Source organism: Bdellovibrio sp. HCB290 (assembly GCF_047305925.1).
GTDB lineage: Bacteria > Bdellovibrionota > Bdellovibrionia > Bdellovibrionales > Bdellovibrionaceae > Bdellovibrio.
Map to the genome: position 1 here is coordinate 2,899,657 of NZ_CP178620.1, position 26,243 is coordinate 2,925,899.

Below are 26,243 nucleotides of genomic sequence, written 5' to 3' on the forward strand. Positions count from 1 at the left end.
GGAACTACAAAAAACATTTTGGGTTCAAAAGAATCACTTAAAATACCGAAAAGATATCGTATGAACGTTTTCAGTGCGCATAACCTGTACATCTCTATTCTTGTGTTATTTCTGGGAATTCTCTCGGGGTGCACTCTTGACCTGAAGTTCTATGAATTCGAACAACTGCCTTCACTGAGCACACCGGGCGTATATTCTTCCCAAGCTTCACGATCTCTTTATCCCAACAGCCGTCGAGTTCGAAACACCGCCACCACTCTTGCTGATGGTCGGATTCTGGTGGTAGGTGGCACGTATCAAAACGCCCCGAATCCAGCACTGGCCAGCGTTGAAGTATTTAATACCTTAACATCCCGCTGGTCGAACGGACCTCAACTAACGGAGTCCCGATCGCATCACACGGCAACCCTTCTAGCCAACGGTAAAGTGCTAGTTGTCGGCGGCAGAAGTGATCTGACTTTCAGAGCAACAGCTGAATTATATGATTCGAACACGAACTCTTGGAGCTCCGCAAACTCCATGTCTGTTGCACGTGCCAGCCACACCGCGACTCTTCTTCAAGACGGTCGAGTCCTCGTTGCTGGAGGGCAAACAGGAAATGTGACCTATACGGCCTCTCTGGAAATCTATGATCCAGCAACGAACTCCTGGAGTGCGGCTGGAAGTCTTCCAGTTGCTCGCGCACGCCATGCAGCAGTGTTATTCCCGAACGGAAAAGTACTTATCGTCGGTGGCTCGAATCCCGGTCTTCTCTCTGACACAGAAACTATTATTCCGAATACGCCACCTGCGCTACCATCCTTCGAAGCCATCAAAACCAACATTGGAGCAGGTCGAAACGATCTGACGGCCACTCTGCTAAAAGATGGCCGTGCTGTGGTTATAGGAGGCTTGGGTGCTATATCACCTTCTGCTGCGGTCGGCATCATTGACCCTGCGAATCCAGGCGCCTTGATACCTGCGACATCGCTGACTACGGCGCGATTCGGTCATACGGCAACTTTGGTGAATGGAATTCTGGTCGTCACAGGTGGTTTTTCGGATGCAGCCGGCAGTACCGCTCTGAATGACTCTTTAATCTACACACCTGACGGTTCACTGGGCTCTTGGAGCTCCCTGGGTACTTTAAAAAATGGAGTGCGTGGTCTGCACACCGCCAATATTTCCGGCGATTATCTGATATTGCTGAATGGAATAACCGGCACCACGTCTCCGGTCACTATGGCTGAAAAAATAGACATGAGTAAGTTCACCTGGAGACGCCAAGGCAACCTGGCAAAAGACCGCGCCCTGCACGTCACCGCACTTCTGCCGAATGGAAAAGTCCTTGTAGCTGGAGGACTTTCTCAAACATCATCAACGAATACACCTTTGGATTCCACAGAGATTTTCGATCCGGCCACTGGCTTGTGGTCGGCGGGCCCGGCTCTACCCTCCCCTCGTTTATTTTCACACGCCACAGTTCTAACTGACGGACGGGTTTTGGTTGCGGGTGGTCTCGACGGAGCCTTTGCAAGAACTGCCACGACAGCGATCTATAATCCTGCATCCAACTCCTGGTCTGCAGGCCCCTCGATTGCGGTCCCACGCGTGGGTCACTCATCCCACCTGCTGCCTAATGGAAAAGTTATTATTATTGGTGGTGCCGCGCACCCAACGACCTCCGCACCAACTGAAAAAACTGAGATATTCGATCCGGCAACCAATCAATGGACCTATGGACCGGATATGCCGACAGCGGTTTCAGAGTTCTCGTCTGCAACCTTGTCAGACAATACGATTTTGATTCTTGGAGGATTAACAACTGCCGCGACAACATCCATTACCACCGTTCAGGCATACAACCCATCCACAAACTCTTTTACAACCAAGACCCCGATGACTTTGGGCCGCTATCAAGCTGCCGCTGCGGTTTTACCATCGGGAAATGTTTTGCTGACTGGTGGCTGGGCTTCAACAGGAAGTATGACTGCGACCACGGAGATTTACAATGTCAGTGCCAACACATGGTCAGCCGGGCCATCATTAAGCGCCAACAGACGCGCCCATGGCGCCATCAGTTTACCAAGCGGCAAAATTCTTGTTACCAGTGGAGTCACTAATTTAACTTTCCCTTCTATTGCGGCAAAAACCAGCGAAATTTATAACCCGGCAACCAACAGCTGGTCAGTGGATCCGATTGCAATTGAAGCGGGTCATACCCTTGGAACATTACTAAAGCTTCCTGATGGCAGAATCCTGATCGCGGGAGGCGGAGATCCCGATTATACGGGCGCCGTTACTGAAACCTATATCGAAGGCCAACTATCAGGTATTGCGTGGATAGGCAGCACACCTTTACTCGGTGGACGCGTGGGCAGCACCACCACCTTAATGAAGAATGGAAAGATCCTTTTCACCGGAGGACAACCTCTGGCTGAAGCCGCTGCCCTCACAGAGTCGACTGCCTTATACGACACCAGCACTAACACCATGACGGCGGGCCCGAACATGGCGAATGACCGGACTTATCACACGGCGACTCTACTACCCTCTGGCAAGGTCTTTATCGCAGGTGGAATGAGCTTCACCCTGGGAGGCGCTTCCGCAACTGCAGAAATCTACGATCCAACTGCAAACACCGTCACACCTGTTGCTTTACCACTAGGTCGCTATTTCCATTCTGCTTTGGTTATGCCTGATGGAAAACTATTAATCACGGGAGGCATAGATTCCTCCGGAACTCCAGCCTTGCAAAATGATGTCTATGATCCCGCCACCGGAAACTGGAGCACTCTAGCACCGCGCCCTGCACCGTCCGCTCTTGATACTGCAATCACGATTAGCGAGACTGAAATCATCTTCATCGGGGCGTTTGGAAATTCAAAATATGATTTTTCCACCGGAAACTGGTCCACCTTAAGCAATCCATCATTTGCTCGAATGAATTCCGTCGTGGTTAAACTTCCTTCAGGAAAAATCTTTGTGACGGGCGGAACCGACCTTACTACGAACAACGCCTTGGCAATTTCGGAAGTATACAATCCTGCAGATGACACTTGGTCCACGGCAGCGAATTTGGACAAGACTTTGACAAACATCTCTGGACAGCTGCTTCCAAGTGGCAAGGTGGCCATAACCGGAGGAAATGAAAACACATCTGCCAACGAATCTGAATCAGGAGTCCGACTTTACGATCCAGCCACCGATCAGTGGAGTTTTGGAACACCACTTTCAGAAGCCCGCTCGTATCATTCCACGATTCTAATGCCTGATGGTGCTATGGTTGTCTTCAGCGGTGCGAGTGCGACCTTTGGGATGTTGCCATTCTGGGAAACCATTGGTGAATAGTCGCTGGTCGATGGTCTGGAAAAGTTAATCCTGTCTCGTTTTATACCGATAAGGTTCATGGAGAAAAACACCATGGATCGTGATCAACTGATTGCAGAAATCAAAAAACAGATTTTGGAAGAAATGAAAGGTGCCGCTGCACCTTTGACTGACAAAATTTCCGATGAACAAAAAGCCGAAATGATGGAACTGAAAAACTCCATGGAAGCTTCTGTAAAGGAACATCCGTGGATGGCCGTCGGTGTTGCCGCCTTGGCGGGATTTATGCTCGCCCGTCTTTTCTATCGCAAGGATGATTAATCATGATGAAGTTTCTTTTACCCCTACTTTCATTTTTGATTGGCAACGCCAAAGGTTTGATCAAGGAACCGGCGGAGGCTTTCTCTCAACAACTGGCAATGCGTGTGCGCTCACTGACTACCTTGTTGGTCGCAGTGATTGGTTCTTTGGCATTGGGTTGTGTGGGACTGTCGCTGTTTATTGCCTCCATCGCTTCACAACTGGATAAAAACGAAGAGTTTCACGTATCCGGTGGCATGGCCGTATACTTGGGCCTTACCGTTGCGGCTATTGGCGTTTTGATTTACTCCCTTAGCAGCAAGACGTGGATGAAAAGCCTGGGATTTGAAGAAAAACCCGCGGCCCCACAAAATCCAAAACGCGCCTCCGGAGCCCTGGAGAGTGCGGTTGCCTTGCTGGTCATGGACTTTATTGAAGAAAGAAAAGATCGCCGCGAAGAACGCAAACCATAAAAAAAGGCAGCCTTAAAGAGCTGCCTTTTTTATTTCAATTTTTCAGATCGAGCTTAGTAACCGTTGCCACCGTAGTAGCCACCGTCTTCATCCGTGTCGCTGCCGTAGCCACCACCATCATAGTGACCACCGTCATTATCCTGACGACCGCCATCTTCATATCCACCGCCGCCGTATCCGCCACCATCAAAGGCACCGCCATTGCCGCTGCACTCGTAAGATTCTTCACGTGGATCGCAACCTTCAGCAGGTTCAGCTGAAACCACAGACGCTTGAGATTGATAGAATGCAGATGCTGTGAACGGAGCCAAAAAAGCCGCCGCAACCAAAGCCAAAACAAGATTTTTCATTCGGAACCTCCAAGTATTTATTGAAGGCCCCTACATATCACAGAAGACTCATTTGGCAAGGTACGGACACACTTTTGGTATCATTTACGCGTCATTACCCGGCCGTCACATTAACTTTTGATAGGAGGAATGACACACCTTTGCTACCAAAAGTGTGTCCGTACCTTTTCGTTATTTTTTGATGGGAGCGACTTCGCTTAGGAAGTCCATAAAGTGGGCCCAGGATCGGTGGTCCGCTTTTTCGTTGTAGGCTACACCCTTGCTTGGGTCGTTGCCGGCACCTTTTTGAGTGAAGGCATGAACTGCGCCGGAGTATGATACGAATTGGTAGTCGACTTTATTTTCGTCCATTTCGCGCATGAATGGCATCACTTCGGGATTCACACCTTTATCCAAGGCACCGTGAGCGATCAGGACTGGTGCTTTGAAATTCTTGGCATCCGCCGGGGTTGGATTTGAAAGACCTCCATGGAAGCTTACGAAACCTGCTGCTGGTACTCCCGCTCGGCCCAGTTCCAACGCGCCCGTGCCACCGAAGCAATAACCGATCACGACGATGTGTTTAGCATCGACCATTTTATTTTTTTTAAGCCAATCAAAAGCGGCTTGCCCACGAGCACGATAAAGTTTGCGATCGTTCTTGTACTGACCAGCAAGTTTTCCGGCCTCTTCCATTGAAGTCGGTCTGACACCTTTTCCATAAATATCCACTGCGAAAGCGACATAGCCTTTTTCTGCCAGCATCTGCGCGCGCATTTTTTCGTTATCAGACAAGCCCATCCATTGATGAATAATTAAAACTGCCGGTCTTGGAGTTTTGACGGAATCATCGTACGCCACAAAACCTTCAAGGGCTGTTTTACCCTCTTTGTAATCCACGTTTTCGGTTTTAATCGCTGCTTCGGACGATGCCATTGCCATAAAGACCACCACACTTGATAAGATTGCTTTCAACATTCTTGCTCCTTTGATGTACGACAAAAGTCTAAGTAGAAGAGCTGCGAAGGTCAAAAGTCCGCCCTCAGCTGTGATAAAGAACACCTGAGCAGTCTGGCCCTGTGCGTTATAGACAGCCTCCTTCGGGGGTATGCTATTATAACCCCAATGGAATACCACAGGCCTTGGCCATCTACATTCTCCCTATCTTATAGAAATCTGATCAATCACTTATGACATTACTCGTAGTCTTATTAATCGTTACTTTAACCGTATCGTTTGTTTGCTCAATGTTGGAAGCTTCACTGTTAACTTCTACATCCGCATACATCGCGGTCCTGGTTCGCGAAAACCGTCGCAGCGCTAAACTTCTTGAGCACCTGAAAGAAAACCTGGATCGCCCTATCTCTGCGATTCTGACTTTGAACACTTTGTCCCACACTTTGGGGTCTTCAGCGATTGCTTACCAAGTTCAGGCTATTTATGGGGAAAGCGCCGTCACAGTAGCTTCCTTCATTCTAACATTTGCGATCCTGGTACTTTCTGAAATCATTCCAAAATCCATCGGGGCCGCTCACTGGAAAGCGTTGATTCCATTCACCGCATACACGATCCAACTGATGATCATTTGCTTATACCCATTGGTGATCATGTCTGAGTACTTGGGACGTATGTTCCAACGTCGCAGCGAAGATCCGGAAGTCACTCGTGAAGAAATTCTGATGACGGCAGAAATGGGCGCTGAAGAAGGCACCCTGAAAGGCAAGGAATCCAACATCATCAAGAATCTTTTGATGCTGGATAAGATCTACGTTTCAGACATCATGACACCAAGATCTGTCTTCTTTGCATTGGATAAAGATCTAACTGTCGAGGAAGTTTTCGCCAAGTACAAACCCCTGCGTTTTTCCCGTATCCCGGTTTACTCTGGGAGCCTGGACAACGTGGTTGGTATGACTTTCCGTTATAAAATTCACGAATCCCTTTCCAATGACCAGCATGAAAAACTTGTGGGTGAATTGGTAACTCCGATTTCTTCGATCCCCGAGCGCATGACCGTGTCCCAGGTTCTGGATTATTTCATCAAAGAAAAAGAGCACATTGCTCTGGCTGTTGATGAATACGGAATCGTGGCCGGCCTGGTCAGTCTTGAAGACGCCGTGGAAACTCTTTTGGGAGTGGAAATCGTCGACGAGTTGGATTCTGTGGAAGACATGCGTAAGTTTGCTCTTGAACAATGGCAGCTGCGCAAACAAAAGCTTCGTAAGAGCTAATCAAATTTATGCAAATCTATTACATCCCCTGCCCTGACAAAGAGAGTGCTGAAAATATCGCGCGCACTCTTTTGCAGGAAAAGCTTATCGGTTGCGCGAACATCATTCCCGGAATGAGTTCCATGTACTGGTGGGAGGGAAAAATAGAATCCTCGCAAGAAGTCGTCCTCATTCTGAAAACAATTAAAGGCCGTGACGCAGGTAAGAACCTGCAATCCCGCGTTCAGGAGCTTCATCCCTATGATGTGCCCTGCGTGATGGCTTTGAATGTCGCATCAATCAACGATTCTTTTAAAAACTGGCTTGAACAAAGTCTTAAATAATTCCAAAGTTATCTTCCGAAGGCTATCACGTCGGAGGAAACATGACTCGCGCAGAACTTGCAAAAAAAATCTATGACATCGCTCACTTGACCGGGGAATTCAAACTTCGCTCGGGCCAAATCTCAAACGAGTATTTTGATAAATACCGCTTTGAAGCGCAGCCGAACCTTCTTCGTGAAATCGCCAAACAAATGGTTGCGTTGATTCCACCTGGAACCGAAGTGCTGGCGGGCCTTGAAATGGGCGGCATTCCTATCGCCACTGCCTTGTCGTTGGAAACTGGTATCCCTTGTGTATTCGTTCGCAAAGAGGCCAAAGAGTACGGCACTTGCAAATTTGCTGAGGGCCTAGAGATTAAAGGCAAGAAAGTTTTGGTCATCGAAGACGTCGTTACTACCGGTGGCCAAGTGGTGCTTTCGACTGCGGACTTGCGCTCGATCGGCGCAGAAGTGTCACATGTGTTGTGTGTGATTCATCGTGGGCCACAGTTCCCAGAACCAAAACTTCAAGAAATCGGAGTGACGTTGTCGCCGCTATTTTTGAAGTCTGACTTTAACTAAGCACGAGGTTCTGTATGAAAACGATTTTGGTATTTGCATCCGTACTTTTCACAGCAGGGATTGCCCAAGCATGCGTAGGATTTTCTGGCGCTTACTCAACATTTCGCCCGGTGGCTGGCAAGTACCATGTTCTGGTCTTGGATCAAAACGATTGCAAAACCGTTGCGGTAGGATCTTTCCAACTGGATCAGCAGACCAGCGTCGTATTAGACGAAATCGAACCAAAGATTTTTTATACTGACAAAGACAACACCAAAAAATGCGAGCTGACTTCTTGCCGCGTTTTCACCACGACTCGCACAGGGCTTGAGTTCGCTGAAAATGCTTCGATCTACATCAACGGCACCACTTGCAAATACGACCGCGTCGCTTGGGAGAGGGTCGACACTTGGAATCTGAAAATCACCTATAGAATTGTCGATTCATCATCTACGTGCCGCCAGCTGGGCCGCAATGCCAGCGTAGTCATGAAAGACATCAAACACGCACTCTATTAAAAGGACTTCCATTGAGCTGCATTTTCTGCCAGATCATTAACAGAGAAGCCCCCGCAAGCATCGTCTATGAGGACGACCTTGCCATCGCGTTCTTAGATATCGAACCTGTCAGTGAAGGCCATGTCTTAGTTATTCCAAAATCTCATCACGCAAGGTTCGCCGAAATGAATCCAAAAACGGCGGGACATTTATTTGAAGTAGCCCATAAAATTCTTAAGGCGATCCAAGCTTCAAATATCCCCTGTGAAGGAGCAAACTTATTCCTAACTGACGGTGAAATTGCCGGACAGGAAGTTATGCACTCCCACTTGCACATTGCCCCTAGAATTAGAGGCGATAAGCATCGCTACGGTTATGTCCATGCTGAACAATCTGACTATCCGAGAGAACGCTTAAACCAAATCGCGGATGAAATTTCTAAATTACTAAACCCTTAATATTTCAAGAACGCAATTTCTACATCCGATACGGATGTGGAAATTGCAGGATTGAAACATCGAGCGGCGCGAGCTAAAGCTGCGCCCACTTATTTGCGAACAAGTACTTGAATGTGAACTGAAGGCGATAGTCTTCGCCGCGGTCACCGTTTTTATCTTCGCGGGCTCCGTACAAAAACTCTCCACCCATCAGGATATTCTTCGCAGGGGTATAAAGCATATTCACAGAAGAATACTCCCCGAATTTATAGGCATTCGCGGCCTGGAAATCAGTGTTTGTAACTTCGGTTTTGGAAAAGCCGATGGATGAGTGCCATAATTCACTCCATTGATGATCATAATAGATGACCCACCCCAAAATCGGGACAGCTTTAGCTTGTTGATCCCCAGGCGGTCCATCAGCAGCAAGATCGGTGCCGCCATCATTCATATAGTTGGCAATACCTGCGCCCGTGACCGCAGACAAAATCAATTTGTTGGAGGTAGCAATCACATAGGAAGTGGACAGGTTCAACCCCCAACCCATTTTATGATCCTTCGGATCAGCCGCCACGGCACCTGGAGTATCAAATCCCAAGTAGCGCACAATGCCCGAAACCTGCAGATGACCCCAATCAGGTGTGTAGCGATATCGCGCCGAAAGATCCGGAGCTTTATTATCCGTGCTGACTGCACCCAACGAAGCATCTAAATCAGAATTGGGATTTTCCAAGGCCACAGAGAAAGTATTAATTCCCACTACGGGCGTGTATCTAATTTGCGGAGTTCGAATGAACACCATCCCCGTTGGACCCGAGTAGTCTACGATTTTGGGAAAGCCATCGATATCCATGAAGTTACTCCAGGTCTGACCTGCGAGTACCGTCCCCCACTCCCCGTAGGCGTGACGAAGGCGAGGCGTGACTTTACCGGCGTTATCTCCCACTCCGAAAAAATCAAATTCAATACGCGTTTTTAATTCCTGACCTGACGCCGGCCAATTGCCTTGGACGCCCAACCGGCTTTGTCGTGGACTTAAAATAGCCTGACCATCACTGCCGTACTGATCACTTTGCGTGGGAATTGTAGAAGGCCTTAAAGTACTGATCCAATCAGGATCTGTTCTTTTAAAATCCTGAACGTAATCCAGTTGCGCAAATCCATAGACTTCAAAATCTGCGTAAGCAGAAACCGAAGTCAAAAGCCCCACCAGAAGCATTCCCACAGACTTTGTCATTGCCGCCATACCTTCAAGTCCTTTCGATTATTCCCAAGGGAGCAATTTTCAAAAACTTACGGCATTTGACAAGATTCCAGTTTGTAATGTGAAATTTGACATAAACCCCACGGATGTGGGGTTCTAGTTAAACTACTTCTTATTTTTCTCGGGCTGATCCACTCTGAAAAAATCTATATTCAGACAAGCCACCTGCTCGGCATCGCCGTAACTGACCAGATTGTCGGAAATGTGTTTGATCCATTCCTGCAATTCGCGGCGCACTTTTTTAAATCCAGATTCTGAGATCGACAGCGGAGCCGTAAACATCAGTTCTTCATCAGCGATGAAGTTTGCGCGTTCAATGGCCCGCAAGCGCCAATTGGTTTGGTGCTGTTTTAAGAACGGAGAGCCTTTAGGTACGAAAGTTCGCTGGGTGCCCATTTCGTATAACAGGCCTTTTTTCTTTAATAGCTCTCGTTGCAATAAAAATTCCACAACTGCATTAATGTCACTCACTGGAAATTCTGAAAAGGCCTGATGAATTTCCTCGATGCGCTTCCCCTGTCCTATTGAACAAAACAGACGTATGCCTGAATAGATCCACGAAGAATAAAACTGCCCTTTATCAGAGTCAGTGAGCTCGGTGGTTGCTGTCACAGCTTTCCCCACCTTCAGGGACTCCTGCTTTATGGACTCCAACTTCTTTTTAAAGTGCTTCTTAACTTCGTGATGGGAAGCCCGCTCCCAATCGACGATCGTCAGCCAGTATTCCATCTCCAGCTCGGACCACGAGAAGTAGCGACCAATTAAATAGGCCTGATCCATCGTAATCGTCTTTACCCCGGACAAAAACTGACTGACTTGAGGTGATGCCACCCCTAAGTGCTCGGCAAGCTGCTTGACCAAGCCACGGCCCTTCTGGGGTTGCGTAGCTATAAAGCTTCTGAGTAGTTTTGAGGTGTCTGAATGGGTAAAAATATCGAAATCTTTTGCCATATATAATCCATTAAAATCAATACTTTAAATAATTACAATAACTGATCGGCTATTTTTGAGGTTACTTGATTATAACTACTATATCGCACCGCATAACGCTTTGCATTATTCTCCCCGTATCAGATCGGGACGTGAATTGAAAAGCTGCGGAGGTAGTTGTGACAAACCGTTCGGAATTGTTCAGAGCCAGGCTGCAGACCGAATTTCAAAATCGCGTGAAAGCTCACGGCAAGTATTCCTTCCGAGCTTTTGCCCACAGTCTGAAGATCGATCCCTCAAGTCTGCACGATATTATGAAGGGCGAACGGAAGGTCGGCGAAAAGATCATCCGTCGCCTGGGAGAATGCATCGGCATGTCCCTTGAGGAAATCGAACAGGTGTTGAATCCACCGCTCTTGAAGTGATTTGCCGAGTGCTTTGATCAGACTGACAGACTTTTTTCGGCAGTTCGACAGAGGTAAAGATATTTTGCCCACACTGGAATGAATTCTTTCAAAATCGTGTGGGCGGAATTCAGGACTGAATTTTGAAACTTATTAAAACAAACAGATTACAAACCTAACGGAAGGAAAAATTATGCAATCCTCTATCGCGAAACTTGGACTGACCGTATTGGTCACTTTGTTGGCTTCTAAAGGCTTTGCCGTCGGTGAAAAAGTCGACTTAACTTATAAACTATCGGGCCCGACGCATGAAATTGGCGACGAAAACACACTTACATTCACACCTGACGGAAAAGTCGTTCTGACCCAAGTGTCTATTGGCAGAGAGTTGGTATGCGAAGGTCCTTCGCATGAAAAAAATGGTGTTTTGTCTGTGCTTGGCACTTGTTCCGATCACAGTAAATTTGAACTTACGATTGATCTTAAGGACGTCAAGGACATTGGGTACTTCCGCACGACGTTGATCAGTAAGAAAATTTATCCAAAACCAGTTCAAATGGAATTTTTGTTAAAATAAGAAAAGATTCGATTTTTTTAAACGACTACAAACAAACCAAAAAAGGAAAATATTATGAAAGCAATTATCGCAACATTTATCGTTTTGGCCCCTCTTTTTTCAAATGCATACAGTGAAACAGACCGTGTTTCTCCGGCACAGAAGGCTGCAGCTATAGCACAGTTGGCTGAAGCCCGCGGCCAGTACTTCACGCTAAGTGAAAAAACAAAATCCTTGCTTGCAGCTTTGGTCAATGGCCAAAAAGAACTTTTGCGCAATGGTCTGCGTGTAACAGTTTTAACACACGCTTGCGCGACTGGCACAGGTGAATCCAGCTGCCAAATTGAACTTGGTGTTCAACGAATTGCTGATGGCGAATCAACGGTAATTGCAATTGAATACGCTATCGACAAAAACGGTGTTGTCGGCGGCGCATCTGAAAGCGTGATCGCTGACTAATTCAGACTAGGAAATCAGTCAGGGACTAAGAAATTGGTCCCTTACTTGCATTTTTACCAGTCAAGAATGCGGACCCTTTTGAAAGAGAATATATGGCCAACCTAAGACTGAAGACTGTCAAACTTTTATGCGCCCTTGTGACGATTGCCGCACCAGCGTCTCTCTATGCACAGTCGCCAAAAGTGGATGTCTCCCAGGCTTTGAAAAACTGGCAGTATCAAGAGTCCATAAAAGTCGTCGCCGAAGAAAAGGGACTCGTTAAAGAACAACCCGTGAAAACTGTCACGAACAGCAACTCGATGGCGCTTGGCGGCCCCGGCCTGGATGGCGGCGGCGGTGTTGGCGTTATTACCTCACAAGGTCAGTTTCGCTTTTTGGATCTGGCTGTTGCCGACAGGGAACACCTTATTCCATTTAGCAAAGATATCTACACCGACATCATGGATAGCAAAGGGACATTTGTTTCAAACCAAGGAACCTATGTTTCCAACGCTGATTTCTTCGCGTGTGCTTTAAAAAAATTCCAAAAGCAAAATAATCCGCTTCTGCAATTTATAAAACCTGAAAACCTAAGACTTACAGTGGTGCTTACACACATGCCACTGAATAACGGCAGCTTACGACTTTCCAAAGTGGTTTTGCCCTCGCCTGCCGGTACGGGCTTTGCCTGGGAAGTCACTCAACTGCCTGCAAGCAATTTATCGAGCTCATCAGTTCCCTCGGGTTACCAACGGCCGATCGCCTCTTATGCCATCCAACCCACCGTCAAAGGTGCGACAGCCCACCAAGTCTTGTTAGTAAATGCACAGATGTACGAAATCCTGCCTGGACGGGATAAATGTGCATTGCAGATTCACGAACTTCTTAGATACATCAACAACGTCGGTAAACTAAGAGGCAAAGGCATCTCCTTGTTAATGAAAAGGCCTTTGACTACTTCCGAAATCGAACGCATGACAAACAAGGTATTTCTTGAACAGCCCATCTTTGTCGGGGAAATTCCCGCGACTAACTTTTTTAAATATCTTGCGATCAATGGTTCAGATGAATTTGCCGATGGCGTTTTCGAGCAGATTGCATCGGTTGCCTACTCTCCGGATGATGACTATTTGATTTCAGCAGCAGAGGCACAATCGCTCTACGATACACACAAAGACTCCCTGAAGGTACAGACGCTCTATGAAGATACCATGATGAGTGTGGGGAAAAATAATTTTGACTCTAAAAGCATCCTGAATGAACAGGTCCAAAAGCTTAAAGGCAGAACCTTTAATTTACGCGATCTGGTCTTCTAATAAAAAACCCCACTCTCGGTGGGGTTTTTAGTTTAATCTACTTTTCAGCAACTACGTATGCGATCCAGGATTCACAAGCCTCCCCGTGATCTACACGGGTGAAGTTGCCATCGCCGGAACCATCTTTCGCAGTTCCTTCCCAGTACACGTGGCTTTTTGCAAAGCCCACTTCGTGCATGATCTCGCGGATCTCAGAGATACTCCACAAGCGCCAGTCATATGTGAACACTTGCTCGATCTTTTTCCCATTCACGCGGAAGTGAATATGAAAAACCGCATTGTTGCTGATCGGATCAAAGTTCGTCTGATCCCAGTAGTACGTGAAATCCTTGTGCTTCATACGGTCTTCGATAGCGTCGTAACATTGACTGCCACCGAATACGTCGACCAGAAAGATCCCGTCTTTGTTCAACGTTTTATAAGCGTTGGCAAAGTAGTTCTTAAGCATCCATCTTTGTTTAAAACAGAAATACGAGAAATTCATCGCAGCGATGATGTCAGCCTTTTCCAGGCTTGGGTCCATCACATTGCCTTCGATGACCTTCATGCGCTTTTGCTGCTCAGGCTTTAGCTTCGACAGGTAATGAGTCTTACCATAAGCGATTGGTTCCGGATCCAAATCCACGCCGATAGACTGGTGTTTTGGATCCAATTTGATCCACTCTGTAGAAAGAGCAAATGTTCCGCAGAAGTCTTCACGGAAAGTTCTTGGAGCTTTTTTCTTAAGCTCCTTATACGTATTGCGGATGAATACCACGTCGTTTTCAGCCGACTGCACCGCTTTGTGGTACAGCTCGTATTTGTCGAACTGTGTTTTACCGCGCTTCTTAGAAACCTTACGACGAACTTTCTTTCTGTGACCGACCCCTGCTTTCAACATAACTACGGAACCTCAGCAACGATCTCGCGGATCGCTGTTTCGATATCGTGGTGTTGAGGAACAGAGTTCTTCTCAAGGTTTGGATGCAAACCGATACCTGGCAAGTTTTTACCTGCAAGGACACGTGGACGCGCCATCAACGAGTAGAAGCACTCTTGAGTTGTTCTGTAAGCCAAATGCTCACCGAAGTTAGTCACTTCAGTGTCTTCGTTTACGAACAATACACGGCCGGTTTTTTCGATAGAAGACTTAATCATCTGCCAGTCGTATGGATAGATGGAACGAAGATCGATCACTTCAACAGAGATGCCCTCGTCAGCCAATTTCTTAGCCACTTCATCACACAGGTGCACCATGCGGCTGTAAGTTACTACAGTGATGTGCTCGCCCTCGTGAGTGATCTTACCTTTACCGATTGGTACGATATACTTTTCAAGTTCAGGCCATTTCGCTTTCCAACCTTGGGAATTTTGAACTGGCTTATCGATCATGGACTTCAAAGTTTTTTCGTCTTCTGGTTCACCCGGAATCAACTCGTCACCTTTATGGCGCATAAGAGCTTTTGATTTTAGGTAAAGAACCGGATTTGGATCTTCAATAGCCGCCAACATCAAACCGTAAGCGTCTAGTGGATTGGATGGCATCACGATCTTCCAACCTGGCAAACGAGATGCCCAAGCGTCGAAAGAGTGAGAGTGGTAAACGGAACCAAAGATCCCTGCGCCCACCGGAGTCATCACAACCATTGGCAATTGAACCTGACCGTTTGTGCACCACAAAGTGTTGCCGGCGATTTTCAAAAGATCGATCGTATTGAAGATATAATCTGCGAATTGGATTTCAGCCACGCACTTATCACCTGTCATCGCGATACCCATCGCCATGCTGATGATTCCACGCTCGTCCAGCGGAGTGTTCCATGCAGTTTTCAAACCTTGAGTCGCCGTGAATACGCCACCAAGTGGAGCGCCAACGTCCTGACCGAAGATGTCTTTAACGCCCATGTGTTTTTCACCGTAGTGAAGGGCCATTCTGATTGCTTGAGCTACGCTTGCCATTAGAATTTTCTCCAATCAGCATTTTCATTATTTACGAAGACATGATCCCAAACTGACTCTGGCGCAGGGCCACCCTCAGCACGAGCTTGTTCTTGAGCTTTGACGCCCTCTTCTTCGTAGATTTCCCAAATTTTAGCAGCCGCTTTTTCAGTTAGAATGCCAGCAGCGATCAATTTTTCCTGGAACTTGTAAACCGGATCGAAAAGATCTGTCTTACGGTTTGCACCGTCTGCAGAAGAGTGGCCGTACAAGCGAGTTGTTTTTACCTCAAGGAAAGATGGCTTACCCGTTTTGCGGATGTAGTCCATTTCTTCTTTCAAAGCGATGTAGGTCTCAACTGGATTTGTACCATCGATCACGCGTGAACGGATGTTGAATGCTTTTGCACGGTCAGCGATTTGAGTTTCGCCATGTTGACCTTCGTACGGAGTCGAAATACCGAAGCCATTGTTTTGCACAGTGATCAACACTGGCAATTCCTGGCCTTTACGGGATGACCATACCAAGCATGTTGCGAATTCGCCTTCGGCCGTACCAGCGTCACCGCCAGTTACGATAGAGATGGCTTTGTGACCCGCGCGTTTTTGTGCGTGAGCTGTACCGCAAGCGATTGGGTATTGAACTTCGATAGGAGAAGTTACAGGAGCCACGTTCCACTGAGGGAAGCAATAGTGACCTGCGAAGTTACGACCACCTGTTGAAGGATCTGTCACACGGTTCATCATCAAACGAACCGCTTCGATCATTGGCATACCCAGTGCCACCATCGTTGGCGTACAACGGTAGTGAAGATGGAACCAGTCGTGTTCAAGACCTTTACCTTTTCGAGCCAGTAAACCCAATGGTACCCCGAAAGCTTCCTCACCAGGCCCACCGATCCAGAAGTAACCTTCACCGGCTTTGTAGATTTTGATAACACGTTCTTCAAGAACGCGGGATTTGACCATCAGGTCGTGCATGCTCAACAAAAGTTCTTCAGACAAACCACCGAAATCAGATTTTTTCGGAGCAGCTTTTTTAGAAGACTTCGCAGCGGATTTAGTAGCAGCTTTTGCCGGAGCTTTTGCTTTTGCAGCAGGAGCTTTTTTGGCAGCTGGTTTTACAGTGGTCTTTTTAGACATGTACTCAGTTCTCCACGGTTTTTAGTCACATAAATCAAGGCCCCTATCTAAGCGAGAACAGGTCAAAAAGTCTGCTTTTTTCACTCTAATTGACGCAATTGGTTAAAGCTGAGCCAGATTGAGATCCTCAACATTGATGCAACAATTTAACGTCAGAATGAACATATTGGAGGACACTATGGCTTATAGATATGAATCAGTTCAGATTGCTGAAAAGAAGAGCACCCAAGTAATCATGCAAGCAATTGGGGAGCTGGCGCTCAAAGCCGAGCGCTACGCCCAAACCAGCGGTATTTGGTCCGCAAAAGCCCTCGCAGCTACGGCAAAAGCTAGGCAGATTCTTGGCAAGTAAATTACGGAGGGAAAGCAGCGACAGTATCGACGACCTTCTTGTATTGATCGGGATCGGTCACCGAATAGTTTGTCGCTCCATACACAAACGTAAAAGTTCCATTCTCTGCGCGCGCATTGAATGAACCCGACACACAGGTAAAGCCTGAAGCCGATCTGGATTTTTGGCTATAGGGATTGGCCATGCAATCTTTAATTGAAGACAACATTCCAAATCCAGTGGCGGATCTCCTCTTCAGATCATTTTTAAGACTGTTCATTTTTTCAGCTACACACTTTTGACTGACAGGTGCATCAACAGCAATCTTGGAGCAATCCTGGGAGGCTTTGCATTGGCCAGTGGCCTCATCAAAAACTCCACCAAAACTGACGCAGGCACTTTTAAGTGCCGACACATGACTGCCATTGTCCCCACCAATACACTCGGTGATCACACCTTCCTTATCCACTCCCACTGTGAAGGAAATTTTCTGCACGCCTTCTTGGGCTGTGGTTGCATTTTTTTCCCGTTCGAACATCACTTCCAAAACAGTGTTTAAAGGGAGTGATTCGTCGCCGGTAAAGGAGTGACTTTTGAATCCCGCCCAACTTTCACTTGATGCCTGTAAACGCAACGACTTGACCGTATGATTCTTTTGTTCAAGCGACATGCCTTTTTTAATAATACCGACACCGCTTCCGTCCTGAATCTCATCAATATGCAAACTACCCGCGCTGTCCAGGGATTGGCCTTTGAATGAGGCATCACAGGATTTCCGAGTGAAAATACCCACCATCGTATTATTGATCAGATTCGCCTCGTTTAATTTTTTGGAAGCAGCGGCGTTTGATTTACTGGCAATACCCAGAATACTGGAAAGCCCTAAAGTAACTCCTGCCATCAAGCCCACCGCCACCAAAAGTTCAGTGACTGAGAAACCCTTTTGCTGCTGCCTCATTTGTCCCCCACGGTGATTTTCATAAGACCGTCTGTTTGATACTTCACTACGAGGTCGAATAGATATTTTGCAAGCACAGGATCTGACATCGTGTAATTTGTGGCGCCATAGGTGTAGGAAAACTCCTGGGGACTTGCAGTGAAATCAATACTCCCCAATCGACATTTAGTTTTATTGGCGGCAATATTTGCGCCCTGCGAGGAAGTCAGACAGTCTTTGATGGTTTTGTGAATCTGTGAAACCGGAGGCATTGAAGCTGTGCTCTTCCCAATTTCAGTAATCTGCTGGGACAGTCCACCCGTCAGTTGATCGAAGCACTCTTTGGATACTGCAGAATCCGCCGGCAAACTTGCACAGTTCTGCTTGAATTCACAACGGGAGGTTTCTTTCACGAAAACACCGCCCAATTGGGTGCAGGCAAGTTCCTGAGCGTTGGCGATCGAATCCTGTTGTGTTGCCAGGCACGAGTCCACCACCCCTGCCGAATTCATATAAACCGGAACCGATACAACCAAGGAGCTGGTTTTTGAAGAGATCAATTCTTTTTGTCGCTCCAGACTCACGATGACGTCAATGTTCACAATATAAGTATTTGCCCCGAGGCTTGCTTTGGCTGAATCAAAGGCAACCCAGTCAGCTTCGCGAACCTGTGCACGAACATCCGTAACAAGGATGTCACTTCCCGATGATTTCACACCATCAGAGATCAAAATCGTATTGGCGATATCAACGAACTTATTTTTTGCAGATTTGCCACTTGAATCAAAGGTCATACCTTTGAAATTCATTTCACACACAGCGGGCGTATTTAGAATTTCCTGCCATGACATATTTAGATTTGCAGCGGTGTTTCGCATTTCGACCAGATTGGCGCCACGAAAGGATGTTTGAAAAATCATCCCCATCGCCATCACTATGATAGAAATAATCGCCAGGCTGACTGCAACTTCAATAAATGTAAAACCGCCGTGATTCTTCATCATTTTATTTTACCCACAAAAAAGTTAACGTGAGTTTAACTTCAGAAAATCCCTCGTCTTCCGATAATGTTAACAACAGGAGACAGACATGGAAACTGTTTCAGATAAACCGATTTTTGTACGGTCTGAGAACGGCTCAATGATGGTCAGCATTCTCGTCCTCTCAACAGTCATATTGACGTTCGCGCTCGCCCTGACAACGTCACTCAATGATTCACTGAACCTAAATACATTTGCTCTAACAAAATCCACTCAGCTCAAAGCAGAGGCCCTGCTCAAAGGAGCATTACAAAACAACGAATACTGTAATACTAACTTTGCTGACTCACTATTGGACAATCAGGGTCGACTTAGTATCACCCAACTAAAAGGCAAAGCAGGGGAACATCTGGCATTCATAGATCAAACGTTGGGCACAAATGAACTTCAAATAACCGGCCTTTCAATTGAAACCGGTTCCTCTGAATGGAATGGCTATAAAACTGCGAAGATCACTGCCACTTCCCCCATCGCGGTCGATTCCAAAGTCCGCATTCGTTATCGCAAACTAAAAACGGCGATGGGATCCCGCCAGGCGTTTACTGATATTCCGATGCGACTACTGATAGATACCTCCCAAAAGATTGTTGCTTGCGACACATCGGACTCCATGGGACAGACCTTATGTGTGCAATTGGGGGGGCAATTTAATTCCACTACCCAAAAATGTGCCTTCAATATTAACTGCGCCACCTTGAACGAAGCGATGCTGCCTTCAGGAACCTGCATCGCGGAGCAAATCGCGTTGATTCAAAAGGAAATCGATGTTGTAGCGCAAGCCGAAGCCACCGAACCAGAGGTGGCTCCGATTCCAACACCACCCAACCTGCCGGCAAGTGGTGGAAATGAACCCGCTGCATGGAAGAGCTGGACCAACATGGTTAAATCCTGCGTGCAGAATCCGCAAAGTGCCCAGTTTTCTGGTGAATTTCTCTCTTGTTCTTTGGGATCTTTCAATATCACTGCCAACGGTACATCGGTGAAAATGAGTGCTGGAGCCATGGCTTTTGACGGAGGTCCTGATGACTCAGCATTTATTCGCGACCAGGCCCGTATGTTTATCTTGGCTCATCTGGCAGCGACACAGTAGAATTCAGGGATGGAGTACACCTACCCATCTCTGGTTTATTCATTTCATACTCTTCTGGAACTTTTAAAAGTTTCAGCCATTTTGTTAGGTGCGGGATTTGTCCTGCACGTCTTTTCAGGCTTCTTACGAGGGAAGCTTTCCGAAACCTTCGGACAACATGCCTTCAATTTGATCTTTGCTCCGGGAATCATGATTCACGAAATCAGTCATGCCTTAGCGGCCTTTGTATTCCTTCATCAGATTGAAGATATCAAATTATTTGATTGGAAAGCCAAAGACGGATCCCACGGTCACGTTGTAAGCCGTCCGCGCTCTCTTCCGATGGTTTTTAATATCTGGATTAAGATGGGAGAGTTGTTCATCGGAATTGCCCCACTGATCGTGGGTCCGTTGATTTGTGCTACCATATTTTACTTCTGGATCCCGGGCGGAAAACAGTTCATCAGTAATCCCCGCTTTGTTAATTTTCCGTCTTTTTCCTGGAGTCTGATCGCCTGGTGGTATCTGGTGATCGCGGTGTTTTCACAAATGGAACTAAGTGATGCGGATCTTAAAGGAACCTGGAAGGGCTATCTGTGGATAGTCCTTTGTACGTTTCTGTTCTCTCTGGCGTACTTTAAGATTCGCAGCTTCTAACAAATAAATGTTTATCAGCAACTTTCGATCTGAAATTTGACGGCTAATTTGCACAGTGAATATCGTCATTCCTGATTCAACAAAGGATGAGTTATGACTTTTTCTACAGCAAGATGGTTCCATTTAATGATCATGCTGATCATTAGCATTCAGGCAAAGGTCGCTTGGGCAGCGACGACTTACACTGTGACCCCCGAAATGTCAGCTTCAGCAATCCAGGAAGTTCTAAACACGATGCTTCCTGGTGATACAACGAAGTGGTCTACGGGCACTTATGATCTGGGAGAAATTCGGGTCCGCGCCGGAACAATGATGGCTGATACTGGAACTATATTTAAAGGTCAGTTTACGGTCACCGGCAACAGTGTCGAGATTAATGGTTTTCAAATACAGGCCAGCTCCAATTACTCGACAGACTTCGGGATTCGAATTCAAGCGTCAGCAGTCATTCGCAATAACACCATCCAGAACCACACGACAGGTATCGCAGTTAGCACCAGCAATATCGATATCTTCGACAATACCATTGCGAACAATGCAAATTGGGGCATTCTTGTAAGTGATCAATTTGGTTATGCTTCAAATTTGCGAATAAACTCGAACACGATCAGAGACAATCAGACTGGCGGCGTCGGCATCACAAACACCTATACTCAATCGTCTGAAATCACCATAATTGAAAACTCACTCTCCAACAATGGAACTGGCATCAGACTAACCCAAACCAGAGATACGCAAGTATTAAACAATACAATTATCGATTCCGGAGGAGGAATAGAAATTGGTGGAGGCAACAGCGCCACAACTATTCGCGGAAACCGGGTTTCGGGTGGCACCCATGGTGTTCAAATCAATGGAACTAATTCTTCTGTTCAAATTCATGAAAACAATTTTGTGGATTTAACTACTGCGGGCTTGGCCGTACAACGTCAACCTGATTCATCTGCAACATATGCAACATGTAACTTCTGGGGCGATGATTCCGGCCCCTATAATCTCTCAACAAATCCCAATGGTAAAGGAACTGCAATCCAGGGAAGCGTTGAAGTAAGTTTAAACGAATACTCGCCGTGGACCGTAACAGGTGGCGCCTGCACTGGCACTCCAAATCCCGATCCAGATCCGACACCGACACCTACTCCGACTCCCACCCCCACTCCGCCAACTCCCGCATCTGGCCTTGCTGGAATCTGGCAAGAAACCTTCGGCAATCGCTGCATTCAAATTTCCCAGGATCTGAAGGTGGCCCAAACCTACAAAAAATGCGGCCCATTAAGATGCAAGCGCCAGTTTGGAAAGTTGACAGTTTCAACAAAAGGCACTTTGCCCAAGACCGATAATGTTTTGGCTCGTATCGTGTATGCACGCAATTGGCCCGTGTCGCAAGATTTGGAATTAGTCCAATCAGGTCGTTTGCGAGTGCAAGAAAGATATGACTGGGGTCCTCTTGAAAAGACCAAAAGAAAAATTTATCACAAAGTGGATAAGTGCCGCTTCCGCTTGCCAAAAATTCCGATTCCACGTCCTCATCCGAAACCGGAGCCACCTCCAGTGCCAACTCCAGGCTAGATGGGCCGAAGGATAGAATCCAGGTATGCCTTAAGCAAAGGCGAGTAATAATTTGCAGCCGTGGGATCAAAAATATAATATGCCACGGCTTCGGCAAAACTCTCAAATTGGTTGGTCATAGCGTAAAGAGTTGGGAAGCCATAGGTCATCCCCAGCTCGCGATCCAGGGCATAGGCTTCGGCAGTGCGCTTTTCTTTAACCAGGGCAATGACTTGCTGGAAATCGGATTTTGATTTTTCGTAGTCCACTGTCGTGATCACGGCTTCTTTGCCGTTGTGTCCCCAGCCGGAAGCCTTTTCAAATTCTTCCATCGAAAGCGCGTGATCGGTGGCGATATCAAAGTCGTGCATCAGCTCGTGCAGGATGTTGATCTGTTTGCGATCAACTTGTGCGCGTGGGTCCATGAACGGAGTACCAGTAAAGAATGAATCCGTCACACCGATGACATTCGTTACAGGGTTCACCCAAAGAAAGGCTTTTTCAGCAGAGCGTACGAATTCTACACGGCGGAATTGGGGATTATTGAACCAGCGTGCGGAATGGGTCACGCGGTGGATCTTAGTTATACCGTTTGCTTGAATGGTTTTTAGAATTCCCTGCAAGCGTGGATCATTAATATTGGCAAGGTAGCCGCCCACGATGGCTTTTTCTTGTTCGGTCCAAGGCTTGAACTGAACCGCCTCACAAAAACTGTGGTGCGGGAACTTATCCTGACACTCGAAGGTGTCAGCAAAGGTCATGATATCCAACGCCGACAACTTACCAGGGCTTGTCGCCCAGGCGCTAAAGGAAGTCAGCAGTGCAAAGATACCCACAAGCAGTTTGTTCATTCTTAGTCCCTATCTTGTGCACGCACTTCAAGATTCGATCCTCCTCCCCTTCGCAAACAGGCGCTTATGAAGTTAAAAATACCGTCAAACCCTTGTACAGAGACGGTTTTTGCGGACTGACCATGATCCAGAGAATCCTTAAATCCTGCTCGCATTCGGGGGTAACTGCCTGTTTTTTCATCAAGTTAAATTTCGATGTGTCGTTAAAGTGAATATGAAAACATCCACTCACCTCGTGAACTTAATCGCCCTTCTTTCCTTTGCCAGCGCAGGTTGCGCGAAGATGGAGTTTGCTAAAATCGTTGATAACGCTTCCTTGGCGACACCAAATCCAAGTCCGACACCTCCGATTAAACTGCCTGATCACGTCTATTCCGACGTGGTTAAATCCGGCAACAAGCAGGTGGATTTTTTACTAGTGATGGATGATTCCAACTCGATGCTGCCGGATCTAAAAAAGCTCGCAGCTTCGATGAGTGACTTTATGGTTTCCTTGGAAGCCAGCCAGATTGACTGGCAAATGTGTTTGACGACGACCAAGGCTTTACCTGACTCCTTGGGTATCTTTCATTGGGGTATGCCCCTGACGTGGGCGCAGTACTCTCCCCTTGCCGGTACGTCTCCGTGGGTTCTTAAAAAAGGAACCACTAATATGAATTCGATCTTCACGTCGACGGTGGACACTTTGCAAATCGGCGGAGGTGCCTCGGGTGACGAACGTGCGATCAAAGCCACATATGCCAACTTCCAAAATGTCGGTAACGGTTGTTACCGCGATGGTGCTGCGAAATCTGTGATTATTATTTCTGACGAAGATGAGCGCTCTGTCGGTGGTGATGCAACTAAAGTGAAAGCCAAGGATAATCCCGCGGCCTATCAGCCTTTGGAAGCCGAAGACCAACCGGAAAATCTGGTGAAGCTGTCCCAATCCGTGTTTGGCGACGAAGTGCGCTTTACTTTCAACTCGATCATTGTAAAGCCCGGCGACACAGTTTGTGAAATGACCCAGGATCAGGACACCTCTCCAAGTCACCCGGGCTATATCTACGCGCAAATGTCCAATCTGACTCAAGGTGGGGTCGGCAGTATTTGCGATGCGAACTTTGCTGATAGCTTGAATACTTTTAAAGACAAAATTATCAACTCCCTCTCACAGATCAACTTGGAATGTGTCCCTGATCTGTCTACTTTGAACGTGGCCGTGGATGGCCAAGTCATCAAGAATTACTCTGTGAGTGGGAATGTTTTAAGCTTCGCGGCTCCGCTAACGGAAGGCACGAAGCTGGACATGAGTTACGACTGTAAATAAAAAAAAGCCCGGTTTCCCGGGCTTTTAACAACAACTAACATGTCAAATCTAGCGGCAAACTATTTAGCGTTCGCTTGTTTTGGAGTCGCTGGAAGCGTCTTACCATCTTCAAGCTGAATCAGATCTAGAAGTACATTCGTCGCTTCCTGAATATCAGGACGTTTCAGGTACTCTTCGTTCTTTTTCGCTTTGCTTGCTACTTTTTTGGCTTTCTCTTTTTTCTCTTTTTCGTTTTTATCTTTTAGCACTTCGCTCACACGGATCACTTTTCCGCGGGCTTTTGCTTTGTTCAACTCATCCACGATTTTCTTGAATTCGTCAGACTTCGCCACGCGCTCTGCAGATCTTTCAGACATCTGCTTGATCCACTCTGGCTTAAGCTCTTTCCACGCACTTGGACCTTCTTTTACGAAAGCATCTGGAGAGATAAACGCTTCAATTGTTTTCGGCGGCAAAGAGTAGTCCATGTACTTCTCACCGATGTCATCAGTGCTGAATGGACCTGGCAATACGATATCTGCATCAACGCCACGGTGCTGAGTCGACTTACCAGATGGTACGAAGAACATACCCACTGTTACTTTGATCGCGCCCAGGTCATTTGGAATTGGCAATACGGATTGAACAGAGCCCTTACCGTATGTATGGTCGCCACCAACTACAACTGCACGTTTATAATCCTGCAAAGTACCGGATACGATTTCAGAAGCTGATGCAGAGATACGGCTGGTCAAAACAACCAACGGACCATTCCAGTCAACAGCTGAGTCAGTATCACGAAGAGCGGCTTCCGCACGACCTTCATTTTTAGAGGATTGTTTTACCACGTTACCCGTTTGGAAGAACAAACCAGCGATTTTCACAGCGTCTTCAAGTGAACCACCGCCATTGTTGGAAAGATCCAACACCAGGCCGTCCGCTTTCTTTTGAACTGCTTCTTTGATCAAAGCTTTCATATCAGATGCTGAAGATCTGCCACCACGACGGGAATCCGCATAGAAGCTTGGGAAATTCAGGATACCGATTTTTTTCTTTTGACCGCCCACTTCCTTATCAACGTAAGTGATGGAAGCTGCTTCGTCTTCAAGATTAACTTTTTCACGAGTCAAAGTAACATCGAAACGTTTTTTGCCTTCACCCGCTTTACGCAGGATCGTCAAACGAACTTTCGTGCCTTTTTTACCACGGATTTTCTTAACAACGTCTTTCAAATCCTGATCGATCACGTTTTCCATGGCGCCCTTGTCCTGGCCCACAGCGATGATCTTATCTTGTGGCTCGATCAAACCAGATTTTGCTGCTGCACCACCCGGAACCAATGCTTCAACCACTGTGAATCCGTCCTGGGAAGAAAGTGTCGCACCGATACCTTCCAATGAAAGACGCATTTGGATTTCGAAGTCTTCAAGTACATCACGAGAGAAGAAGCTGGAGTGTGGATCCAAAGCTCTGGCGAAAGAATCCAAATAACCAGATAGCAAATCGTCCTGAGTCGTTTCCTGAGTACGTTTTACGGCGCGCTCATAGTTTTTTTCGACATTCTTTTTTGCTTCGTCCAATTTCATATCTGTCGCAAGGTAATTGCCGATTTGGAATTGGATGTATTTTTTCAGGTATTCATTTGCTTCATCAGCATTTTTTGGCCAAGGCTTTTTATCCGGATCGAATGCAAATTCAGTGTTGGATTCAAACTTGAAATCCTTACCCAGATATTTTTTTGCGAAGTTTGCGCGGTCCTGAACTCTTTCAAGTACCAATTTTTGCGCTTTATCCAAAAATGCACATTCTCTGTTTTTGGTTTTTTCAAAAACATTCGACATGTCTTTTTTAATCGCGTCCACATCTGCCTGAGTCAGGTAAATCTTAGAAGGATCAAGACGTTTTAAATATTGCTCTACCACGCGGTTTGCAAGGTCAGCATTACGATCTGAATACTTAACATGATTTGCCAGGAAACCCTGTTCGATAACTGAAATGTATCTGCATTCCAAACCGTCTTTTAATTGTGCGGCGGCAACTGAAGATACAGCGAGTGAACCCGCAACAACTAAACCCTTTAATCCCTTAGAGATTGAACTCATGATGGTCCTTCCTTG

The 26,243-nt window shown here is 46.7% G+C and carries 28 protein-coding genes; 17 read left to right on the top strand and 11 right to left on the bottom strand.

Annotated features, from left to right (window positions below; all coding sequences use genetic code 11):
- Window positions 1–60 precede the first annotated feature (60 nt).
- The 3 genes from ACLVWU_RS14205 (at window position 61) to ACLVWU_RS14215 (ending at window position 4,082) form a co-directional block, all read left to right on the top strand.
- Window positions 61–3,330 (top strand): Kelch repeat-containing protein, encoded by a 3,270-nt coding sequence (locus ACLVWU_RS14205; RefSeq protein ID WP_413575488.1) that lies wholly within the window; start codon window positions 61–63, stop codon window positions 3,328–3,330.
- Between the two features lie 72 nt (window positions 3,331–3,402).
- Complete coding sequence (locus tag ACLVWU_RS14210) at window positions 3,403–3,630, top strand: hypothetical protein (protein WP_413575489.1); 228 nt, start codon at window positions 3,403–3,405, stop codon at window positions 3,628–3,630.
- Window positions 3,631–3,632: 2 nt separating this feature from the next.
- On the top strand, window positions 3,633–4,082 hold the full coding sequence (locus ACLVWU_RS14215) for a hypothetical protein (protein ID WP_413575490.1): 450 nt from the start codon (window positions 3,633–3,635) through the stop codon (window positions 4,080–4,082).
- Between the two features lie 53 nt (window positions 4,083–4,135).
- Here ACLVWU_RS14215 and ACLVWU_RS14220 read toward each other — a convergent pair whose 3' ends face one another.
- Window positions 4,136–4,432 carry a hypothetical protein gene (locus tag ACLVWU_RS14220; protein ID WP_413575492.1) on the bottom strand — a complete coding sequence of 99 codons (297 nt, stop codon included), beginning with the start codon at window positions 4,430–4,432 and terminating at the stop codon, window positions 4,136–4,138.
- A gap of 171 nt (window positions 4,433–4,603) precedes the next feature.
- Window positions 4,604–5,389, bottom strand: coding sequence for a dienelactone hydrolase family protein (locus ACLVWU_RS14225; protein WP_413575493.1), 786 nt, complete (start codon window positions 5,387–5,389; stop codon window positions 4,604–4,606).
- A 212-nt stretch (window positions 5,390–5,601) separates the two neighbouring features.
- On the opposite strand from ACLVWU_RS14225, the gene ACLVWU_RS14230 reads away from it, so the two are divergent.
- Genes ACLVWU_RS14230 through ACLVWU_RS14250 form a run of 5 tightly spaced genes read left to right on the top strand, consistent with a single transcriptional unit; the run spans window position 5,602 to window position 8,459 of the window.
- A complete protein-coding gene (locus ACLVWU_RS14230) occupies window positions 5,602–6,642 on the top strand; it encodes a CNNM domain-containing protein (protein ID WP_413575494.1) in 1,041 nt (346 codons plus the stop codon).
- A gap of 8 nt (window positions 6,643–6,650) precedes the next feature.
- Window positions 6,651–6,965 carry a divalent-cation tolerance protein CutA gene (cutA, locus tag ACLVWU_RS14235; RefSeq protein ID WP_413575495.1) on the top strand — a complete coding sequence of 105 codons (315 nt, stop codon included), beginning with the start codon at window positions 6,651–6,653 and terminating at the stop codon, window positions 6,963–6,965.
- A 41-nt stretch (window positions 6,966–7,006) separates the two neighbouring features.
- Complete coding sequence (gene pyrE, locus ACLVWU_RS14240; protein WP_413575497.1) at window positions 7,007–7,525, top strand: orotate phosphoribosyltransferase; 519 nt, start codon at window positions 7,007–7,009, stop codon at window positions 7,523–7,525.
- Window positions 7,526–7,539: 14 nt separating this feature from the next.
- Window positions 7,540–8,022 (top strand): hypothetical protein, encoded by a 483-nt coding sequence (locus ACLVWU_RS14245; RefSeq protein ID WP_413575498.1) that lies wholly within the window; start codon window positions 7,540–7,542, stop codon window positions 8,020–8,022.
- An 11-nt stretch (window positions 8,023–8,033) separates the two neighbouring features.
- The gene (locus tag ACLVWU_RS14250; protein WP_413575499.1) at window positions 8,034–8,459 is read left to right on the top strand and encodes an HIT family protein; all 426 of its coding nucleotides are present in this window, start codon (window positions 8,034–8,036) and stop codon (window positions 8,457–8,459) included.
- A gap of 73 nt (window positions 8,460–8,532) precedes the next feature.
- Here ACLVWU_RS14250 and ACLVWU_RS14255 read toward each other — a convergent pair whose 3' ends face one another.
- Window positions 8,533–9,684 (bottom strand): DcaP family trimeric outer membrane transporter, encoded by a 1,152-nt coding sequence (locus tag ACLVWU_RS14255; RefSeq protein WP_413575500.1) that lies wholly within the window; start codon window positions 9,682–9,684, stop codon window positions 8,533–8,535.
- Window positions 9,685–9,807: 123 nt separating this feature from the next.
- The gene (locus ACLVWU_RS14260; RefSeq protein WP_413575501.1) at window positions 9,808–10,653 is read right to left on the bottom strand and encodes a TIGR02147 family protein; all 846 of its coding nucleotides are present in this window, start codon (window positions 10,651–10,653) and stop codon (window positions 9,808–9,810) included.
- Window positions 10,654–10,811: 158 nt separating this feature from the next.
- Between ACLVWU_RS14260 and ACLVWU_RS14265 the strand changes: the two genes are divergently transcribed.
- The 4 genes from ACLVWU_RS14265 (at window position 10,812) to ACLVWU_RS14280 (ending at window position 13,346) form a co-directional block, all read left to right on the top strand.
- Window positions 10,812–11,057, top strand: coding sequence for a hypothetical protein (locus tag ACLVWU_RS14265; protein ID WP_413575502.1), 246 nt, complete (start codon window positions 10,812–10,814; stop codon window positions 11,055–11,057).
- Window positions 11,058–11,229: 172 nt separating this feature from the next.
- A complete protein-coding gene (locus ACLVWU_RS14270) occupies window positions 11,230–11,613 on the top strand; it encodes a hypothetical protein (RefSeq protein WP_413575503.1) in 384 nt (127 codons plus the stop codon).
- A gap of 54 nt (window positions 11,614–11,667) precedes the next feature.
- Window positions 11,668–12,051 (top strand): hypothetical protein, encoded by a 384-nt coding sequence (locus ACLVWU_RS14275; RefSeq protein WP_413575504.1) that lies wholly within the window; start codon window positions 11,668–11,670, stop codon window positions 12,049–12,051.
- Window positions 12,052–12,143: 92 nt separating this feature from the next.
- Window positions 12,144–13,346 (top strand): hypothetical protein, encoded by a 1,203-nt coding sequence (locus ACLVWU_RS14280; protein WP_413575505.1) that lies wholly within the window; start codon window positions 12,144–12,146, stop codon window positions 13,344–13,346.
- A gap of 37 nt (window positions 13,347–13,383) precedes the next feature.
- On the opposite strand, the gene ACLVWU_RS14285 is transcribed toward ACLVWU_RS14280, so the two are convergent.
- Genes ACLVWU_RS14285 through ACLVWU_RS14295 form a run of 3 tightly spaced genes read right to left on the bottom strand, consistent with a single transcriptional unit; the run spans window position 13,384 to window position 16,405 of the window.
- Entirely contained in the window at window positions 13,384–14,226 is an 843-nt protein-coding gene (locus ACLVWU_RS14285) for a class I SAM-dependent methyltransferase (protein WP_413575506.1), read from the bottom strand.
- A gap of 2 nt (window positions 14,227–14,228) precedes the next feature.
- On the bottom strand, window positions 14,229–15,284 hold the full coding sequence (locus tag ACLVWU_RS14290; RefSeq protein ID WP_088616729.1) for an alpha-ketoacid dehydrogenase subunit beta: 1,056 nt from the start codon (window positions 15,282–15,284) through the stop codon (window positions 14,229–14,231).
- Window positions 15,284–16,405, bottom strand: coding sequence for a thiamine pyrophosphate-dependent dehydrogenase E1 component subunit alpha (locus ACLVWU_RS14295; RefSeq protein WP_413575507.1), 1,122 nt, complete (start codon window positions 16,403–16,405; stop codon window positions 15,284–15,286). Before ACLVWU_RS14295 ends, ACLVWU_RS14290 begins: the two co-directional genes overlap by 1 nt.
- A gap of 178 nt (window positions 16,406–16,583) precedes the next feature.
- On the opposite strand from ACLVWU_RS14295, the gene ACLVWU_RS14300 reads away from it, so the two are divergent.
- Window positions 16,584–16,757, top strand: coding sequence for a hypothetical protein (locus ACLVWU_RS14300; RefSeq protein ID WP_413575508.1), 174 nt, complete (start codon window positions 16,584–16,586; stop codon window positions 16,755–16,757).
- Window position 16,758: 1 nt separating this feature from the next.
- Here ACLVWU_RS14300 and ACLVWU_RS14305 read toward each other — a convergent pair whose 3' ends face one another.
- Window positions 16,759–17,694 carry a type II secretion system protein J gene (locus ACLVWU_RS14305; RefSeq protein WP_413575509.1) on the bottom strand — a complete coding sequence of 312 codons (936 nt, stop codon included), beginning with the start codon at window positions 17,692–17,694 and terminating at the stop codon, window positions 16,759–16,761.
- Entirely contained in the window at window positions 17,691–18,677 is a 987-nt protein-coding gene (locus tag ACLVWU_RS14310; protein ID WP_413575510.1) for a type II secretion system protein, read from the bottom strand. Before ACLVWU_RS14310 ends, ACLVWU_RS14305 begins: the two co-directional genes overlap by 4 nt.
- A gap of 85 nt (window positions 18,678–18,762) precedes the next feature.
- On the opposite strand from ACLVWU_RS14310, the gene ACLVWU_RS14315 reads away from it, so the two are divergent.
- From ACLVWU_RS14315 to ACLVWU_RS14325, 3 genes are all read left to right on the top strand, one after another.
- Window positions 18,763–19,803, top strand: a complete 1,041-nt coding sequence (locus tag ACLVWU_RS14315; protein ID WP_413575511.1) for a hypothetical protein — start codon at window positions 18,763–18,765, stop codon at window positions 19,801–19,803.
- Between the two features lie 9 nt (window positions 19,804–19,812).
- Complete coding sequence (locus tag ACLVWU_RS14320) at window positions 19,813–20,439, top strand: hypothetical protein (RefSeq protein ID WP_413575512.1); 627 nt, start codon at window positions 19,813–19,815, stop codon at window positions 20,437–20,439.
- A 93-nt stretch (window positions 20,440–20,532) separates the two neighbouring features.
- Entirely contained in the window at window positions 20,533–22,008 is a 1,476-nt protein-coding gene (locus ACLVWU_RS14325) for a nitrous oxide reductase family maturation protein NosD (RefSeq protein WP_413575513.1), read from the top strand.
- On the opposite strand, the gene ACLVWU_RS14330 is transcribed toward ACLVWU_RS14325, so the two are convergent.
- Entirely contained in the window at window positions 22,005–22,838 is an 834-nt protein-coding gene (locus ACLVWU_RS14330) for a hypothetical protein (protein ID WP_413575514.1), read from the bottom strand. The genes ACLVWU_RS14325 and ACLVWU_RS14330 overlap by 4 nt on opposite strands.
- Before the next feature lie 214 nt (window positions 22,839–23,052).
- Here ACLVWU_RS14330 and ACLVWU_RS14335 point away from each other — a divergent pair, with 214 nt between their 5' ends.
- Entirely contained in the window at window positions 23,053–24,147 is a 1,095-nt protein-coding gene (locus ACLVWU_RS14335) for a hypothetical protein (protein ID WP_413575515.1), read from the top strand.
- Between the two features lie 59 nt (window positions 24,148–24,206).
- On the opposite strand, the gene ACLVWU_RS14340 is transcribed toward ACLVWU_RS14335, so the two are convergent.
- A complete protein-coding gene (locus tag ACLVWU_RS14340; RefSeq protein ID WP_413575516.1) occupies window positions 24,207–26,228 on the bottom strand; it encodes a S41 family peptidase in 2,022 nt (673 codons plus the stop codon).
- Window positions 26,229–26,243: the final 15 nt, after the last annotated feature.

What these genes read in the sequence shown, in the direction of transcription:
- ACLVWU_RS14205 (WP_413575488.1), top strand. Translation starts at nt 61, where the DNA reads ATGAACGTTTTCAGTGCGCATAACCTGTACATCTCTATTCTTGTGTTA.
- ACLVWU_RS14210 (WP_413575489.1), top strand. Translation starts at nt 3,403, where the DNA reads ATGGATCGTGATCAACTGATTGCAGAAATCAAAAAACAGATTTTGGAA.
- ACLVWU_RS14215 (WP_413575490.1), top strand. Translation starts at nt 3,633, where the DNA reads ATGATGAAGTTTCTTTTACCCCTACTTTCATTTTTGATTGGCAACGCC.
- ACLVWU_RS14220 (WP_413575492.1), bottom strand. Translation starts at nt 4,432, where the DNA reads ATGAAAAATCTTGTTTTGGCTTTGGTTGCGGCGGCTTTTTTGGCTCCG.
- ACLVWU_RS14225 (WP_413575493.1), bottom strand. Translation starts at nt 5,389, where the DNA reads ATGTTGAAAGCAATCTTATCAAGTGTGGTGGTCTTTATGGCAATGGCA.
- ACLVWU_RS14230 (WP_413575494.1), top strand. Translation starts at nt 5,602, where the DNA reads ATGACATTACTCGTAGTCTTATTAATCGTTACTTTAACCGTATCGTTT.
- cutA (WP_413575495.1), top strand. Translation starts at nt 6,651, where the DNA reads ATGCAAATCTATTACATCCCCTGCCCTGACAAAGAGAGTGCTGAAAAT.
- pyrE (WP_413575497.1), top strand. Translation starts at nt 7,007, where the DNA reads ATGACTCGCGCAGAACTTGCAAAAAAAATCTATGACATCGCTCACTTG.
- ACLVWU_RS14245 (WP_413575498.1), top strand. Translation starts at nt 7,540, where the DNA reads ATGAAAACGATTTTGGTATTTGCATCCGTACTTTTCACAGCAGGGATT.
- ACLVWU_RS14255 (WP_413575500.1), bottom strand. Translation starts at nt 9,684, where the DNA reads ATGGCGGCAATGACAAAGTCTGTGGGAATGCTTCTGGTGGGGCTTTTG.
- ACLVWU_RS14260 (WP_413575501.1), bottom strand. Translation starts at nt 10,653, where the DNA reads ATGGCAAAAGATTTCGATATTTTTACCCATTCAGACACCTCAAAACTA.
- ACLVWU_RS14270 (WP_413575503.1), top strand. Translation starts at nt 11,230, where the DNA reads ATGCAATCCTCTATCGCGAAACTTGGACTGACCGTATTGGTCACTTTG.
- ACLVWU_RS14275 (WP_413575504.1), top strand. Translation starts at nt 11,668, where the DNA reads ATGAAAGCAATTATCGCAACATTTATCGTTTTGGCCCCTCTTTTTTCA.
- ACLVWU_RS14280 (WP_413575505.1), top strand. Translation starts at nt 12,144, where the DNA reads ATGGCCAACCTAAGACTGAAGACTGTCAAACTTTTATGCGCCCTTGTG.
- ACLVWU_RS14285 (WP_413575506.1), bottom strand. Translation starts at nt 14,226, where the DNA reads ATGTTGAAAGCAGGGGTCGGTCACAGAAAGAAAGTTCGTCGTAAGGTT.
- ACLVWU_RS14290 (WP_088616729.1), bottom strand. Translation starts at nt 15,284, where the DNA reads ATGGCAAGCGTAGCTCAAGCAATCAGAATGGCCCTTCACTACGGTGAA.
- ACLVWU_RS14295 (WP_413575507.1), bottom strand. Translation starts at nt 16,405, where the DNA reads ATGTCTAAAAAGACCACTGTAAAACCAGCTGCCAAAAAAGCTCCTGCT.
- ACLVWU_RS14300 (WP_413575508.1), top strand. Translation starts at nt 16,584, where the DNA reads ATGGCTTATAGATATGAATCAGTTCAGATTGCTGAAAAGAAGAGCACC.
- ACLVWU_RS14305 (WP_413575509.1), bottom strand. Translation starts at nt 17,694, where the DNA reads ATGAGGCAGCAGCAAAAGGGTTTCTCAGTCACTGAACTTTTGGTGGCG.
- ACLVWU_RS14310 (WP_413575510.1), bottom strand. Translation starts at nt 18,677, where the DNA reads ATGATGAAGAATCACGGCGGTTTTACATTTATTGAAGTTGCAGTCAGC.
- ACLVWU_RS14315 (WP_413575511.1), top strand. Translation starts at nt 18,763, where the DNA reads ATGGAAACTGTTTCAGATAAACCGATTTTTGTACGGTCTGAGAACGGC.
- ACLVWU_RS14320 (WP_413575512.1), top strand. Translation starts at nt 19,813, where the DNA reads ATGGAGTACACCTACCCATCTCTGGTTTATTCATTTCATACTCTTCTG.
- ACLVWU_RS14325 (WP_413575513.1), top strand. Translation starts at nt 20,533, where the DNA reads ATGACTTTTTCTACAGCAAGATGGTTCCATTTAATGATCATGCTGATC.
- ACLVWU_RS14330 (WP_413575514.1), bottom strand. Translation starts at nt 22,838, where the DNA reads ATGAACAAACTGCTTGTGGGTATCTTTGCACTGCTGACTTCCTTTAGC.
- ACLVWU_RS14335 (WP_413575515.1), top strand. Translation starts at nt 23,053, where the DNA reads ATGAAAACATCCACTCACCTCGTGAACTTAATCGCCCTTCTTTCCTTT.
- ACLVWU_RS14340 (WP_413575516.1), bottom strand. Translation starts at nt 26,228, where the DNA reads ATGAGTTCAATCTCTAAGGGATTAAAGGGTTTAGTTGTTGCGGGTTCA.